Genomic DNA, 15463 nt, shown 5'->3' with positions numbered 1-15463 from the left:
TGTGCAACGACAATTTCGTTGTCCTGAGGGCGTCGACTACGATGGCCGCTCGGGACGTATCGGTTTGGGCTGGTGCAGGCGTCGGCGGACGTTGGGCTTGAGCGCGCTCTTCAGGTCCTTGTCGACGACGGCGCGGTCGAACCAGTCGGGGTCGAAGTGGCCACCGCACCAGCGCCGGATCTCGGCATGCTCGGGGTCGTCGGCATCGGCCATGATGGCCAGGAAGTTCGCGTAGCCACCGAGCCCGCCGACGTCCTCCGGCGGCCGGGCCCGGGCTCCGTCGAGACAGGTGGCGTGGCGCGGCCGGGCTTCGAGGACCAGGGGCCGTTCCAGCGTGACGGTGTGGTACCAGTCGTCGCCGAAGTCGTAGAGATAGGTGAAGCCCAGCCCAGGCTCGCGATCGAAGTCGAGCAGGCGCACCTCGCGCTCGTCGAACACGCGCGGATCATCGGCGCTGCCCCACTCATCCGCATCGGGATCGCCGTAGCGCAGGCCGCCGATCCGGAACTCGTGCAGGTGGGAGTTCCACCAGTTGAAGGCCGCCTGGATGGCCAGGTGCAGCTCGCCCAGATGCCACGTGTAGGGGACCACGAGCCGACGCCAGACCGCGGGCTCGATCCCGTCGATCGCGACGTGGATCTGCAAGGCATTGGGAGGCTCGAACATCATGGCCCCCAGAGCAGACCGGCTCGGAGGCGGCGTCAACTATCCCGGACCTCGGCGACGATTAGGCTGCCGTCGAGGCCTCTGCCCCGGCTCTGGCTGCCGCGCGACGACGGTAGCTCTCGGTGTTGAGTTCCAGGATGGTGGCATGGTGGACGAGCCGATCAATGGCCGCCACGGTCATAGCTGGGTCGGGGAAGATCTGGTCCCATGCGCTGAAGGGCTGGTTGCAGGTGGTGATCAGCGAGCGCCGCTCGTAGCGCTCGGCGATGAGCTCGAACAGCACGCTGGTCTCCGCCTGATCCTTCCGCACGTAGCCGAGATCGTCGAGGATCAGGCAGTCGTAGCGGTCGAGCTTGGACAGAAGGCTCGGCAGCGAGAGATCCCGTCGGGCCGCCTGCAGCTTCTGGACGAGGTCGGTGGTGCGGGTGAACAGGACGCGGTGGCCGTTCTCGACCAGCGCCGTGCCGAGGGCCGCCGCCAGATGAGACTTGCCGGTGCCGGAGGGGCCGAAGAGCAAAATGTTCGCCCCCTGGTCGAGCCAGGCATCGCCGCCGGCGAGGGCGAGCACGTGGGCTTTGCGCAGGCTCGGCACGGAGGCGAACTCGAAGCTCTGCAGCGTCTTGCCCATAGGCAGGTCCGCCTCGGCGAGGTGGCGAGCGATGCGGCGGGTGTGACGCTCCTGGACTTCGTGCTCGCACAGGGTGGCGAGGTAGCGGGCCGCGCCCCAGCCCTCGCGATCGGCGCAGGCCCCGAGTTCCTGCCAGAGACGGGCGATGGTCGGCAGGCGCAGGCTGGTGAGCATCACCGGCAGCTTGGCGGCGTCGGTCTTGGTCATGGCGTGGGATCCGGGGTGGCGCTGAGGGACGGCAGCAGGCGGTCGTAGGGGGCCGGATCCGGCGCGCTGACGCGCACGAGCGGGGTGCTCGAGGCACGCGGGGCGACGGTGGCGCGCGCGGTATCGAGGTCGGGCAGGCGACCGGCATCGATGACGGCCTCGAGATGATCGGCGAGCTGGCCCTCGCAGGCATGGGTGGCGGCCAGGTGCAGGAGCCCGACGTAGACGCGGCAGGCCTGACGTGGGTCGAGGTGGGCGTCGAGGACGTCCCAGGCGCGTCGGAAGGCCGTGCGGGGGAACAGGTCCTCGCGGAAGACCGAGTGCCGGAAGGCCTGCGGCTTGCGCACCAGGGCGTGGACGAGGTGGCGGTAGTCGACGACGCGCAGGAGCGGGCCGCCGCGCTTGAAGTGCCGGCGCGCCAGCGTCAGCACGGGTGTGAGCCCCAGGTGGCAGACGAGGCGGTCGTCGTAGACGTGCACCGTGAGGCGGCAACCCACGAGGCGCGAGGGGACGGTGTAGAGGACGTTGCGCACCGAGATGGTGCCGAAGCGCGTCACGCCCGCGCTGGCGACGCTGTAGTCGCTGGTGCGGTAGATGGGCAGCGGCGCGAGGGCGGCACGCTCCACCGCCAGGGCGTCGCGCACGGCGGCGTTCCTGCGCAGGGCATAGTCCTGCAGGAAGGCCTGGTAGGCGGCCAGATCGGCGAAGTCCTTCGAGCCGCGCAGCTCCAGCGCCTCGCTCAGGCCGAGCTTGAGATGGCCATGGGCCGCCTCCACGGAGCCGTTCTCATGGGCGAGGCCGGCATTGTTGCGGGTCGGCTCCAGGCCGTAGTGCCGGCAGAAGGCGGCGTAGCCCTCGGCTTCGTCGTCACGGGTGGCGAGATTGCGGTAGGCGGCCGAGAGCCGGTCGGTACGGTGTTCGCGGGGCACGCCGCCGAGCTGCCAGAGGGCGTCCTGCAGGCCCTCGGTCAGCGCGGTGAAGCTCTCGCCGCCGCAGATCGCTTTGAGGAAGCGCCAGCCCGAGTAGGCGAGCCAGAAGTGGTAGAGCAGATGCGGGAAGGGTCGGCCCGCTACGGTGACGCCGAGTTTGGATCCGTCGGTGAAGTCCGAGAGCGCCTGTCGCCCGGGCGGATGCTCCTGACGGAAGATCAGCTCGCGCTCGGGCCCCTGGGTGGCGCGCCAGTGGGCGACGCGCCGCTGCAGGGAGCGCAGCACGCCCTCACCGAAGCGCCCGGGATGGCGGCGGTCGAGTTCTTCGAGCAGGCTGGTGGCCCGGATGTGGGGCACGGCCTCTAGCAGAGGGACCAGTTCCTCACGCCAGACCTCGGCGAAGGGATCGGCGCGGGTGCGATAGGCGCGCGGCGGCTTCTGGCTCGGCAGTGTCGGACCGGCCTCGATGCGCCGCCCGGTACGCTCGCTGAAGCCGGCCTGGGCTGCCGCGACAGCCTGCGTCTGGCCTTCCCGTCGTGAGGTCATGTAGCGCCGGACCTGTCGGTCGGTGACGTGCAAGCCCGGCATCAGACCTCTCCCCGTGATTACGGGGGAAGGCTGCGCGCCCTCACGTCGAACCGGCCATCCCAATCGTCGTCAGGCGGCAATCGTAATTGGCGTCACACAAGTCGGTACAGTTTCGCATCGGCGGATCGGTGGTGCGCTGAATCGGTTCGTACGATACAAAGCGGCGAACCAAGGCCAGCCGTGAACGCGCTGTCACGATAGCGTAGAGAGCTGAATGACTTGGGCGGCGGACCCGTCGAAGGCCCGGTCGGCTCCGATGGGGCGGATGCGGACGCCTCGTTCGACAAGTCGCGCGCACGCATGGCTACCCCTCGAATCGGGCGTGTCGGCATCTACCGGCGGCGCGGCACCTCAGGTATAGCGCCGCCCCCGCATCGACCGGAGCGCACCGATGACGCTCGCCGACCTCGACAAGCCCGCCGACCTCACCTTGTGGCCGAGCGATGCTCCGGCTCACGTCGCCGCCACGTGCCGGTTTCCGACCCTACGGGCAGCCCTGGCCGCCGCGGCTGAGGCGATCGACGCCGAGAACGCCGCGCCTTGGATCATCATGGACGCCGGCGACATTCTCGCGCCCAATTGGATCCGTGCCAACGCCGGATCACTTCACCTGCAGTAGCGACGCGTGAGCCCGCGCCCCGCGGTATCCCGTTCACCCACTGCAGACCGCGAGCCGGGCGGTGAGTGACAGACCTATTCCACCGCAAGGCGGCCAGCGCCGTCTGGGGCTCTGCGCCAAGGTCGAGCGCCTCGGCTCCCAGCCGAGCGATGCGCTTCCCGATCGTGGCTGCACCGATCCTGCCAGGACGATGAATGGTATCCGCGGCTCCTGAAACGCGTCCATGAGCACGACGCGAGGTGCACGCTTGCAGAGGACGTCGCGTTGGTTGTTCGCCCAGTTACGCCAAGGAAGAACGCTGCGTGAACGTCATGCAACGCGACGTTGGCGCGGCAGGTTGAGCGGCCGCCGGCCCCTCGGCATGGCGACGTGGTCCCAGAGGAAGTCTCCGGAGAGCGCGATGTGCTCCCACCCGACGGGCGAGGTGTGGCTCAGCAGGTCGTCGGGCGCGGGCTCGACCGTCGTACGCAAGTGCGCCACCGCGTCGGCCATGTAGGTCGAGTTCCAATATACGATGGCGGCGATGACGAGGTTGAGCCCCGAAGCGCGATACTCCTGCGCCTCGCGCGAGCGGTCGGCGATGCGTCCCTGTTTGTAGGTGCAGATGGCACCGGCCAGAACGTGGCGCTGCTCGGACTTGTTCAGTCCCGCATGGCAGCGTCGGCGCAGCGCGGGCGCCTCGAGCCAGTCGAGCATGAACAACGTACGGCAGATGCGGCCCATCTCGGCGAGCGCGAGGTCGAGCTGGTTCTGCCGTTCGTAGGCGGCAAGCTTCTTCAGCATCGCGGAGGGCGCGACGACGCCGGCCTTCAGCGAGGCTACGAGGCGGATGATGTCCCCCCAGTGCTCGCGAATGAGTTCGACGCGCACCCTCTTTCCCATGATGGGCTTCAGCGCCGGGTATCGTGCGGCGGGCTCGATCGAGGCGAGCCGGCGGTCGGGGAAGTCGCGCAGGCGGGGGCAAAAGCGGAAACCCAGCAGCGCGCACAGGGCGTGGACGTGGTCGGTGCTGCCGCCAGTATCGGTGTAGTGCTCGGCGATGCTCAGGCCGCTGCCGTGATGGAGAAGCCCGTCGAGGACGAAGGGCGCCTCGTGCTCGGTGGCCGAGATCACGGTCGCATGGAAGGGATCGTGCTGATCAGAGGTGTGGGTGTAGAAGGCAAAGCCTGGATCGACACCGTAGCGGGCGTTGACCTCGCCGGCGGCGTCGCCGCGCTTGCCCGACCGGAAGAACTGACCGTCGGACGCCGAGGTGGTGCCATCCCCCCACACACAGGCGATCGGCAGCGCGTGGTGCGCGTCGATGATGCGCGCGAGCGCGGCCCGGTATGTCTCATCGCGGATATAGGCTTCGCGGGTCCAGAGAAGCTGGTCGCGGGTCACGCCCTGGCTCGCCTCGGCCATGCGAGACAGGCCGAGATTGGTGGCGTCGGCGAGGATCACGGCCAGGAGTGCGGCCTCGTTGTCGACCGGCCGGTGCGTGCGCAGATTGGTGAAGGCGGAGAGGAAGCCGGTCTCGCGCGCCACCTCGTGAAGAAGGTCGGTGACGCGCACGCGCGGCATCAGTGCGTCGATGCGCTCGGCCAGCGCCGCCGCGTCCGGCGGGGTCGCGGAACGCACCGGCGCGATAGACAGCCGGCCGTTCTTCATGGACACGCCCTCGACTTGGCCTCGGGTCAGGCGGCCTGCGAAGCGCTGGAGGCGCCAGTCGAGTTCACGGCCCCGCTCCGACAGCCACGCGTCGCCGCTCGCCGGCAAGTCGAGATCGGTGACGATGGGCGCAGCTTCGGCCGCAGGAAGGAGATAGCTGTCGAAGCGACGATACTCGCCCGAGCGCTCCACCCAGACGTCGCCCGAGCGCCACTTGTTACGCAGGTGGGCGAACACCGCAGTCTCGTAGAGCCTGCGGTCGACCTTGCCGTCAGCACCGGCGACGAGCCTGCGCCAATCCTTCTTGAACGGCATCGGCGCGTCGCGGGGCACGTCGCGTTTTCCGGAGCGGTTAAGCTGACGCAGGGTGGCGAGAGCAGCAATCGTGGGGTCCGTGCTCCGGCTCGCCCTGAAGTCGATCGCCTCTAGAAGGAGCGGCGCGAACTTCCTGAGGGTGCCATGCCGGTCGGCGGCGCGCACCAGCGGATCCTCCTCCGCGAGGTCAGCGATCGCAGCCGCGTCAGGCTTAGCGTGGATAAGCCGGTCCAGCCCGACCGCCCCGTCGATCGCGCTGAGCGCGTCGCCGCCGTCGCGCACCGCGGCCTCGACCGCTTCGATCGTGCCGTGGAGCAGGCGCATGAGCCGGCCAACGTCACGCGAGGTCGCCGTGTAGGTGCGCTCGCGGGCATTCTTCCCCCGTGTGAAGCTGGCACCGATCAGCCGATCGGCCATGCCGAGCACGGCGTCGGTCAATCGCCTCTCCAGGTCGAGCAGCGCCGCGACCAGGATGGCGCGGCGTCGGTGCGGCGTGTAGCGTTCGATCGCGTGGGGCGACGACAGTTGTCCCTCCCGCACGAGTGCGCGCAGCCGGTCGGGGTGGATCCGGTTGGTGAGGGTGGGGTCGAGACCGACCGCGCGCACCATCGCCAGCCGGTCCACAAGTTCGCGAACGTGGTCAGGCTTGGGCGCGACCGGCAGGTCCCTCGTCCAGGCAAGCAGCGTGCGGCCGGTCGCAGGATCCACGGCCAGCATTGCATCGAGCCTTGTGATCTGCTCGTGCGAGAGGCCGGCGAGCAAAGCGTCGGCGGCGCGCTTCCTCGCACGAGCGCGTCCGGCCAGCCCGGCGCGTTCGATCGTGTCGGGTGTCGGCAGGACGATGCGGACGTCGCGCAACGCGTGGATGATTCCTTCAGCGATCGGCCCTCCCTTGTCTGTCGGCCACGCCGCAGCCGCGGCGGACTCGATCATCAGCGGCAGATCCACCCGCGTCGCCGGGCGCAGGCCCAGGGCGCGCTCGAGCTCGCGAGCGTGCTCGGTCGCGGTCGCGACTCGGGCTGCGTAAGCGGCAAAGGCGCTCGGCTCGATCCCGAGTTGCTCGGCGAGGAAGACGACGAGCGCCTCGGGAGCGCCGGTAGCGACAGAGAGACCGAAGCCGGGGTCGCGCAGGAGCGCGAGCTGTAGCGCGAAGCCGAGCCGGTTCGCGTCGCCTCGATGCCCCGAGACGAGCGCCAGGTCGGTTAGGTCTAGGGTGTAGCGCCGGACAAGTTCGTCGCGACCCGTCGGCACGCCGAACAGCCGCTCGCGCTCGGCATCCGTCAGCAGGCTCCGACGTGCCATCCCGATCCTCCCACCGTCCAGAGAAGGCAGGGGATCATTGTGGACACGGATGCTTAACGGGACGCATTAAGTGGACGGGAACGAAGCCTGCGCCGGATCGGCTCGGCGGGCGTCCCGAGAACGGACGTTTGCGGGACGAGATCATGGGCGACGTGCTGGGTTACGCACGGGTGTCGACCGGAGACCAGGACGTCGCGGGGCAGACGCTGCGGCTCGAGCGGGCGGGCGCCATCTGCGTCTTCACCGACGTGCGGTCGGGCAAGAGCATGGACCGGCCCGGCCTGACCGAACTCCTCGCCTACGCGCGTCGCGGCGACACCCTGGCGGTGGTTCGCCTCGACCGACTCGGGCGCTCTCTCGCCGAGCTGTTGTCGAGCGTAAACCTGCTCAAGGAACGCGGCATTGCGCTCGTGAGCCTGGAGGAGAAGATCGACACCGGCTCGGCCGCCGGCGAACTGGTCTTCCACGTCTTCGGTGCGATCGCCCACTTCGAGCGGCGGCTGATCGCCGAGCGCACCAAGGACGGGATCGCGGCGGCCCGTGCCAAAGGCAAGCGTCCGGGCCGGCAACCGGTCGATCCGGACAAGGTCGTGGCCGCCCTGAAACTCGTCCAAGCCGGGCTATCGCCTACGGAAGCGGGGCGCCAGGTCGGGCTCGGCCGCGCCACCGTCTATCGCGAAATGGCCCTCGCCGGGATCACACGAGCGGTGTAGCCGCCACCCTCGCAGCTCTTCCGAGGCGGCAACCGTTCACGACCCGTTCGTCTCGACCGTAACTCAGCGAACAATCAACGCGACGCCCTCTTGCAGGGCGGCCTCTCCCTGCCTGTCGCGTGCACCCTGATACACATGACGAGCTCATCGCGAAGGGTCATTCCGGTAGCCATCGGCCTCAGCCGGTCGTCATCTTGGCCGGCGCAGCCTCCAGCGGCAGGTTGCAGTCCGTACAGCCGAGGCCGGTCTCCGGCTTCGCCCAGGCGTTCGCCCCGCAGCCCGGGCAGGTGTACTTCGTCTTGCTGGCCGCCTTCTTCTCCCGCGTCTCGCGGTCGGCCTCGCTCCCCGCCTCGACGAAGGGCACCATGCCCGTCCGCGTGGCGAGCAAGTCGGCGCAGGCGAGCGCGAAGCGTCCGTCCTCCTCGATGTAATGGCTGACGCGCTGACCCGTTTCCTTGCCGCCCGGCTCGCCCGTCGAGGACGGGATCAACCCCACGGCCCGCATCATCCGCGCCCATTCCTGGTTGTGATAACTGCCGCGCGACGGCGTGCCGAAATGCTCCTGCTGCAGGTGGACCATCTCGTGGACCAGGGTCGCGAGCGTGCTCTCGATGCTGCGCTCGGCGAAGTAGCGCGGATTGAGCGCGATCTCGTCAGTAGCTTGCGTGCCGTCACGCGTCGTGAAGCGCTGACCGGAGAAGTAGCCGTAGGCTCCACGTCGGCGCTGGAGGGTGATGAGGCAGGGTGGCAGTTTATTCGCGAAGAGCCGCTCGTTGAAGAACGCGTAGGCCTCCGTCAAGCCGAGATAGGTCTGGGTCGTCGGCTCCGTTGTATCGTACGAAACAGAGGCGTCCGACCCCTGCTGGACGGCAGCCCCTTCGTGCGTGCGAGCGACACCATCGTTCGACGGCGACGGATCTCCGTCCGGAGAAGAGGCGAGGCCAAGTTTCTCAATCTTAGGTTGTGCCATGGTGCCGACTCGTCGCGGGACGAGCTCGGTTCACGCCAGCCACGTAGGGCCCCGGCTCTCAGCGACCGAAGAAGGCATCCTTCAGCGACCGGCGCAGACCGGTCGATGGCTCATCCACATAGCGTCCACGAACGGGACTATCGGATGCCGGGGACAAGGGACGGGTCGGATCAGCCGTCTGGATCAAGAGAGATCCCGGACCGCCTCTCCGCCGCGCCAGCACAGGCCGACCCGGAGGATGAACGCCGCAGAGCAGCGCTAACCTTTCGAGCTGCCGATCTCGGAGCAGCGGCAACCCACAGCCCCAGCACGTTCGTTGCCTAGGCGTCCCTCTGCTGCCACGGACCGCCTGGAGGGCTCAAGCGGCTCACGCACGTTGAGGCCACGTCGGTAGCGATTGCCCACAGGTAAGACATCCGACGAGCTTCAGCGAGGAGACATCACGGGGATCGAGAGGCGATCGGCTTCTCAAGCCCGAAGTTTCGTCGGGCGTGTTTCCACGTGACCCAAGCTTGAGGCTATGAGCGCCAATTGCCGAGTTCCGTGAACCCGAATTTCTCGGCATCCTCGCCAATCGTCCCCAGTCCATCGATGAGGCCATGCATGAGCCCCGGCCGGTGCTTAATCGGGACAGAGGCGAGCCCCTCGCGCAAGGCATCCCGCCAAGCCGAGCCTCTGTGCCACGCCTCAGCGTAGGCCATGGCGAGATCACCCGCCCGTCGCGTTCTAGCCATTGCCTGTCCGAGAGCCGCCGCCTGGACGGCGTCCTTGTCGCGCTTCAGGTGCCCGGCCGGATCGTCCCGCCGCCGGCTCGCGACGATGAGCTTGTGGACGGCGAAACGCTCCGGGGACGGCACCACGACGTTGACCCCGCTGCCATGCAGGAGCACGGCCCTGACCGGCTCGTGGATCAGAAAATCCAGGAAGCGGAGCGGTTGCGCCGAGGCACCGCCCAGTGCGGGCATGTCCGCCGGCTTGCCGTCGTGGTCGGAGCTGCCGCGGTTCGGCGTCAGGAACTCGACCTCGTAGCCCTTCCCGTTCCGGAACTTGGTCGACCGTCGCCCGTCCGCCTGGTGGGGGACATCGCGAAAGGTCGCGTCGACCGAGCGCAGCACGTCGAGCATCGGCGGCAGGCTGTCCTCGACCGCCGCCGAGATGGAGTGGAACTGCGCGAAGTCGGCGTCGCCGGTCTGCAGAGCGGCGTTCGGCAGTCGTACGCCGAGGATGCCCGGATAGCACTGGAACGCGACGGTGCCGACCAAGACGCCGCGGAGGCGGAACAGGCCGGCTTTCGAGAGGGCCTGCACCACGTCTCCCGAAAACCGCTCGGCCGCCGGCAATCCCGCCTCCCGCACGAGGGTCGAGACCAGCTTACGCCGGGCTTTATGATCGTCCTTGACGGCTTGGAAGCGTTCGACCCGTGCCGTGATCTGCGCGTCGGCCTTGGGCCCAACGTAGCGGCGCTTGACGCCGTCCGGCCCAGGCAGGTCGAAGTACCAGTAGGCGCGGCCCTTGACCGGGACCGTCACGAAGCGGCCCGCGACCGGGAAGTCGGCCTCGAACGCGCCGTCGAGGCTGCGCTGGCACAGCTCGGCGTAGAGCGTCCGGTACGCAAGGTCGATCTCCTTCACGGCCGCTCCGCTATAATCTTTTCACGCAAGAGTTATAGCGGAGCGGCGGAGGGATACGACGCCTTGTTATAACTTTTCCGTAGGGAAATTATACACGGCACTCAGCGTGCCTGCGCTCGCACCTTATCGGGATGAGCAGGATGGTGCCCTTGCGAGGCACGGCGGCCGTGTCGACGAGCGTTTCTCGGCCGTGCAACATGAAGCTTGGTCATGGCGTCTGATACGATGTGGCCCTGCCTGATCGATCTCATCGTCTGTTGGCTCATATGAAGCGACGTCACCCCTCGCCGATGTCAGGCTGGGTCTGATCGGAAGGACGAGACATCCCTCCCCTTTCGCCGCGTCGCACCCGATCATTCCGGGGTTTGGACCGGTATCTACGCGCGAGGACCGGATCCTCTGGTCCGGTCTCAAGGCTGTTCGACGGTAGTGATTCACGGCCTCAGCCGCGGGAGAATTACAGGGTGCTCCCTGTCGGCGGTGGCTCCCTGTGCTTCCTCAGGAGGCGCTGGCCGGGCGGGCGCCGCCGCGCAGGCAGGCGATCGCCTCTCGTACTTCGACGGCGTGATCGACGAGCTTCCGCTTCAAGCGATGCGCCTCGGCCACGGTGTCCGGCAGGCGCGAGAGCCGATCCTCGAGTTCGCCGGTGCGTAGCCCGCGCGCGAGCTCGTCCAGGCGCTCCAACATATCGACGAAGCAGGCGGGTTCGGGCTGGTGGGTCTGTGTCTCTGGGGTCATCTGGGGCTCCGTGTGGCTCAGTGGATGGTCGGATCAAGGGGTACGACGGGCGCGACCGCGAGGGTTCGCCCGTCCGGGAAGGTCACGCTGAGAGCGCCGACCGCGGCCTCCAGGCCGGTGATCGGGTGACCGGCGGCGTCGGTGAGCCGGACGAAGCCCGCCGGCCAAGCGGCTGGCTGCTCCGGTGCGGCACACGCGGTTCGCTCCCGCGCAACCAACACAGCCAGGGTCTGCTCCAGGCCGCGTTCGAGCGCGTGCGCGGCCGTGGCCGCGCGCCGCTCGGCGGCCTCGAGGCAGGCCTCCGCCGCGTCCGCGACCGCCTCGCAGCCGGCGATGGCCGTCCGGCATACGCTCCGCTCGAGATCGTCGAGCGCCGCGACCAGGTCGGCCCAGGCCCGCTCCGCGCGTGCGGCGGAGTCGTCCAACAGCGTGAGGACGAGGTGCCGCGCCTCCGTGGGCGTCGGCAGGGACGCCCAGGCGACCATGTCGGCGATCGTCGCCGCGTCGGTGCGGTGCCCGACCGCGACCACCACCGGAACCGTGAGCGTGCCGATCGCCGCGGCGACCTCGCGGCTGTCGAGCGCCCCGGCCGGGCTGCCGCCGCCGCGCACGAGCAGCACCAAGCCGCGATCCTCGCAGCCCGCGTGCAGCTTCGCGGCTTCGTCCAGGTGCCGGACCAGCTCCGGGACCGCACCGGGGCCGTCGAAACGACTTTCGAGATCATCGACCCGCAGGTGACCGGCGTCCGCCAGCGCGTGCAGCGTCTCGGCGATGTCACTCCAGCCCTGCCCCGGCGGGTGCAGCACGCTGACCCGCTCGAGATACGCCGGGCTCGATAGCTGACGTTGGGCCTCGAGAAGGCCGGCCCGCATCAGCCCGTCGAGCACGCGGGCACGGTGCAGCTCCGCCTCGGAAACCCGCCACGCCGGCTCAATCGCACTCACGTTGAGCCGCAGCCGGGCATCCGACAGCCACGAGGCGGTGCAGGTGAGCGTGACGTCCCGGTGTTCGAGTTCCGTCGGATCGAACGGGCGGTCGAGCGCGACGGCGATCCTGGCGCGGGCCTCCACGCCGATCCGGGCGCCCACGATTGGGGCGTTACCGCCGAGGAAGCCGTGGGTGGGCGCGAGGTCCAAGTCGTAGCTGCCCTGCCGACGGGGCCGGACCCGGGCGACGGTGGCGCAGACGCGGAACGCACGCGGCAGGCCGGTGCGCACCGCGCTCCCAGTTCGGGCCCAGAGCTCGTGGATGTCGAGCGCCGGCCCGGTCGGATCCGGCGGTGGCGGGAGGCCGGACCGGGGTCGGCCGGGTGGTGGCCCGCCCTCCGGTGTGGCCGGCGGGGCGCGGCGGAATTCGTGGATGCGCATGGTCAAAGCTCGGATGTGCGTGGGGTGGCGTGTGGACGGGGCTGCCCGGTCGTAGGGTCGGCCCGGACGCGGCGCGTCCGGGCCGGGGTGGTCAGAACGGCGCGTCGGACGGCCAGCCGTCGCCTGGCGGGATGCGGGAGCGGATGAGCAGCTCCTCGATGCGGTCGAGGCGCGGCCGGTCCGCCTTCTCGAGTTCGCGGCGCAGGATCCCCTCGATCGCGGCCTGCACCGCGCCCGGAACGGGCGAGGAGTGCCAAGCGAGGTCGTCGACCGGCGTCGACACCGGCCCGGCGAGCGTCAGCAACGCCGCGCCGAGGTCGCAGCCGGCCTCGACGACGCGGGGTTCGCTGAAGACGCGGGATCCGACGTGGCGGTCGCCTGTGACGATCAGGACCGCATCGGCGCCGGTCCAGTGGACGTACTCGGCGGCGTCGCGCAGCGCCTCATGCACGGCGTCGGGGTCGTCGAGATCGACCTCTCGCTCGGCGAGGTGGACGACGCGAGCCTCGTTCAGCTCGAGAAGTCCCGGCGCCAGGGTCTCCCAACGGAGCCCACCGCCCTTGGGCACCAGGGCGAAGAGCTGCCTGATCTTGTCTGGGGCGCGGGCACGCCGCCACCGACCCTGCTCTTCCAGGGCTCGGCGCAGCTCCGCGTCCGCTGCAGCTTGCGCCGGTGTCGGCCGGTCGCTGGCCGCGATCACGATCCGTGGCCCGAGCCGGTCGTCGTACTCGACCCCGACGCGGATCGGGATCGGTTCGCCCGGCCGGGTCCAGGATGGACCCATGCCGAGCAGGCCGGCCAGGGAGGCGAGCCAGTCCTCACGGAGGAAGATGTGGCCCAAGCCGGGCTGACCGGGTTCGGGGGCCGACAGCAGGGCCCGTAGGCCCGGTTTATACCGGTGCGGCAGGACCTCGAGCAGGACCACCCGCTCCTCATGCGAGGCTGGTGGGCATGCGCAGGCCTGCGCGCCGGCGGGCACGTCGGTGTTCATATGTTTTCCTCGGGTGCGAGGGAGGAGACCCGGGCCGAAACCTCAGCGCGTCGGCGCTGCGTCTTCGTCCTGATCCGTCCTCCTTGGGGTTTGCGTCGGGTAGCCCGACACTTTGCCCGTCTCGTCCCTGTTCCCCGTCCCAAGCCCGGCACGCAGGGGCCGGGCTACTGTCTGAAGGGATTCCCCCCGGCGCAGGCCGGGCCTTATTCCATGCTGCCGATCCGCCGAGCTTATCCAACGCTGCGATGGTCAGCCCTGACCGTGCCCGATCCGGATCGGCTCGCGTGAACCCGGGCGAGCCGCCACCGACGCCCACCTGCCGATACCCGGAGCACCGCGACCGAAGGCAGACAGCTGGGCGCGCCGACGCTCTCAACGCCGGCCGAACCCGCGGGCCTTCGGGTCTGGCTCGGCTGTGCGCAACAGGGCGGCGAGGTAGCCGACCGCCTCCAGGGCGTCGGCCCGTGCGGCGGCCAGGAGCGCCGTGCGGTTCGGGACCCGCTCCTCCGGCCGGCGCGTGATGTCCTCGACGGCGCGCACGGCGAATCGCACCGCGTCCCCGGCATCGTACAGGCCGGGGGTGTCGCGCCGCCCTGGCGCGAATCCGGAGCAGGTGGGCTTCGGCCGCGCCTGGCGCGGCGCCCCCGACCCGCCGGGTCCGGCCGCGGCCTGAAGCGTGCCGAGGAGCGCATCGACCGAGGCAGCGAAGCACGCCGGCAGATCCGGCCCGATGAGCGGGCCCTGCGCGTTCGTCATATCGTCCGCCCGCAGACCCTCAGCGCATGGCTCAGCCCGTCCGACCATCCGCGCGGATCCGCGGAAGTGCCGATCGGTCGAGGTCGCCCGCTGCCTCCCGGCAGCATTGCGACGGTGCCGTTGTCCCTGGTTTTCCCGAATCTGGAACTTCAGTAGGCGTGCCCTGCACGGATTTGCACCCTCCCGCCGTCGGCTCGGCCGCACGCGAAGGCGGACCTCCCGGGGTCGGCGCCCGGCGCGCCAGCCGCAGCCAGGCGATCCATTCCGGCGAGACGATGCGCACGATGTTGGTGTCGTTGCGGAAGCCGGTTACCCGCCGCTCCTCCACCGTGACGAGCCCGAGCTTCACGGCCTCGCGGATGGCGTTGCGCACCGTGGTCTCGGCCACGCCCACCAGCGCCGCGAGTTGACCGACGGCCAGACGACAATCCTTCCGCCGCACGACCTCGGCCGCCACCAGGGCGAGGACCGCCTGCTCGGCCAGCGTGAACCGCGCCGCCAACCCCGGCGGCAGCCGCCCCGAGGCGGCCCAGCGGCGGCGGCGCTCCAGCGAGCCATCCGTGCGCGGGCGCGAGCCGACGGCTCTCCTGAACGGGCTGACAAGCTTTTGGGACGCGACCGCAACCGGTGTGTCAGCGGTTCCTCTTGGGTTCGCAGTTCGTCGTGGCCGCAAGCCGTCGTTTGTCAGGCTGCGTGCCTCGATCAACCCGGACAGGCTCTCGGCCTCGGCCTCCGTCACCTTCCCGTCCCCGTAGGCGCGCCAGAGCAGTGCCGTCACTTGCGGCAGGGTGATTCGGCTGGCCGCCTCGATGGCGCGGCGGATTTCGTCTGCGAACACGTGTCTCGGCCCTTTCCACAGGGCCACAGGGGGACGTTCGGCGACGCAGGCTGTGCGCTCCGATCAAGACAAGCCGGTACCGTTGCCAGAACCGGGGTTCTGACTTGACGCCCGAGGGCGCTTCATGGCTTGTGAGGGGTGCAACAGGCCTCACAGCCGCTTCGATTTCGACAGCCTCGACCTTGCCGGGTCGGGGCTGTTGGCTTTTCAGGGTCCTACTGCGGCGGTCGGTGCTCCTAGTGTTGTTCCGGCCGGCGACTCGCATGAGGTGCGCGCCAGCCGGACATGGCATGTCGGCCGTGTCACACGGCTAAGTCAACGTCTGGGACAGGATGGGCTTCCTCAGCGCGATGACGTGGGCCGGCGTTGCTGGGGTCGGCTCCGGTCTATTCGCCATAGCTGCTGCTGGGCTGTGGTTCTGGTCGGCCGCGATCAAGCTGCCGCCGCAGACCACCACTCTCGTCAACCCGGACGGCTCCCTGACAAGCCCGCCGCGTGAGACCGCGATGGAGCATCAATCGCGGATCAGCGCATGGGCCGCCCCCTGCGCTGGCG

The 15463-nt window shown here is 69.5% G+C and carries 13 protein-coding genes; 2 read left to right on the top strand and 11 right to left on the bottom strand.

Translation table 11 applies throughout. The features are described 5' to 3' along the window. Positions 1-36: 36 nt before the first annotated feature. The 3 genes from PQI07_RS36730 to istA form a co-directional block, all read right to left on the bottom strand. Positions 37-666, bottom strand: coding sequence for a plasmid pRiA4b ORF-3 family protein (locus PQI07_RS36730; RefSeq protein ID WP_144765874.1), 630 nt, complete (start codon positions 664-666; stop codon positions 37-39). A 61-nt stretch (positions 667-727) separates the two neighbouring features. Then, positions 728-1501, bottom strand: coding sequence for an IS21-like element helper ATPase IstB (istB, locus tag PQI07_RS36725; protein ID WP_274928827.1), 774 nt, complete (start codon positions 1499-1501; stop codon positions 728-730). Next, the gene (gene istA, locus PQI07_RS36720; protein WP_274928828.1) at positions 1498-3018 is read right to left on the bottom strand and encodes an IS21 family transposase; all 1521 of its coding nucleotides are present in this window, start codon (positions 3016-3018) and stop codon (positions 1498-1500) included. Before istA ends, istB begins: the two co-directional genes overlap by 4 nt. Before the next feature lie 391 nt (positions 3019-3409). Between istA and PQI07_RS36715 the strand changes: the two genes are divergently transcribed. Next, a complete protein-coding gene (locus PQI07_RS36715; protein ID WP_274929334.1) occupies positions 3410-3637 on the top strand; it encodes a hypothetical protein in 228 nt (75 codons plus the stop codon). A 309-nt stretch (positions 3638-3946) separates the two neighbouring features. Here PQI07_RS36715 and PQI07_RS36710 read toward each other — a convergent pair whose 3' ends face one another. Beyond that, positions 3947-6904: a Tn3 family transposase gene (locus PQI07_RS36710; protein ID WP_053622085.1), complete on the bottom strand. Its 2958-nt coding sequence runs from the start codon at positions 6902-6904 to the stop codon at positions 3947-3949. A gap of 143 nt (positions 6905-7047) precedes the next feature. Here PQI07_RS36710 and PQI07_RS36705 point away from each other — a divergent pair, with 143 nt between their 5' ends. After that, the gene (locus PQI07_RS36705; RefSeq protein ID WP_043075164.1) at positions 7048-7617 is read left to right on the top strand and encodes a recombinase family protein; all 570 of its coding nucleotides are present in this window, start codon (positions 7048-7050) and stop codon (positions 7615-7617) included. A gap of 178 nt (positions 7618-7795) precedes the next feature. On the opposite strand, the gene PQI07_RS36700 is transcribed toward PQI07_RS36705, so the two are convergent. The 7 genes from PQI07_RS36700 to PQI07_RS36670 all read right to left on the bottom strand — a co-directional run bounded on the left by PQI07_RS36700 (position 7796) and on the right by PQI07_RS36670 (position 14908). Further along, entirely contained in the window at positions 7796-8587 is a 792-nt protein-coding gene (locus PQI07_RS36700) for a SprT-like domain-containing protein (RefSeq protein ID WP_274929333.1), read from the bottom strand. Between the two features lie 518 nt (positions 8588-9105). Next, a complete protein-coding gene (locus PQI07_RS36695) occupies positions 9106-10218 on the bottom strand; it encodes a nucleotidyltransferase family protein (RefSeq protein WP_274929332.1) in 1113 nt (370 codons plus the stop codon). A 498-nt stretch (positions 10219-10716) separates the two neighbouring features. Beyond that, complete coding sequence (locus PQI07_RS36690; RefSeq protein ID WP_274929331.1) at positions 10717-10956, bottom strand: hypothetical protein; 240 nt, start codon at positions 10954-10956, stop codon at positions 10717-10719. A 17-nt stretch (positions 10957-10973) separates the two neighbouring features. Continuing rightward, the gene (locus PQI07_RS36685) at positions 10974-12323 is read right to left on the bottom strand and encodes an exodeoxyribonuclease VII large subunit (RefSeq protein ID WP_274929330.1); all 1350 of its coding nucleotides are present in this window, start codon (positions 12321-12323) and stop codon (positions 10974-10976) included. Positions 12324-12414: 91 nt separating this feature from the next. Continuing rightward, entirely contained in the window at positions 12415-13314 is a 900-nt protein-coding gene (locus PQI07_RS36680; RefSeq protein ID WP_274929329.1) for a hypothetical protein, read from the bottom strand. 372 nt (positions 13315-13686) lie between these two features. Then, positions 13687-14070 carry a hypothetical protein gene (locus PQI07_RS36675; protein WP_274929328.1) on the bottom strand — a complete coding sequence of 128 codons (384 nt, stop codon included), beginning with the start codon at positions 14068-14070 and terminating at the stop codon, positions 13687-13689. Between the two features lie 31 nt (positions 14071-14101). Beyond that, entirely contained in the window at positions 14102-14908 is an 807-nt protein-coding gene (locus PQI07_RS36670; RefSeq protein ID WP_274929327.1) for a helix-turn-helix domain-containing protein, read from the bottom strand. Positions 14909-15463: the final 555 nt, after the last annotated feature.

Origin of the sequence: Methylobacterium sp. 092160098-2 (genome assembly GCF_028920805.1) — a bacterium.
Taxonomy (GTDB): domain Bacteria; phylum Pseudomonadota; class Alphaproteobacteria; order Rhizobiales; family Beijerinckiaceae; genus Methylobacterium; species Methylobacterium fujisawaense.
The sequence above is the reverse complement of the archived record's forward strand: the minus strand, read 5'-3'. Positions and strand labels throughout refer to the sequence as shown.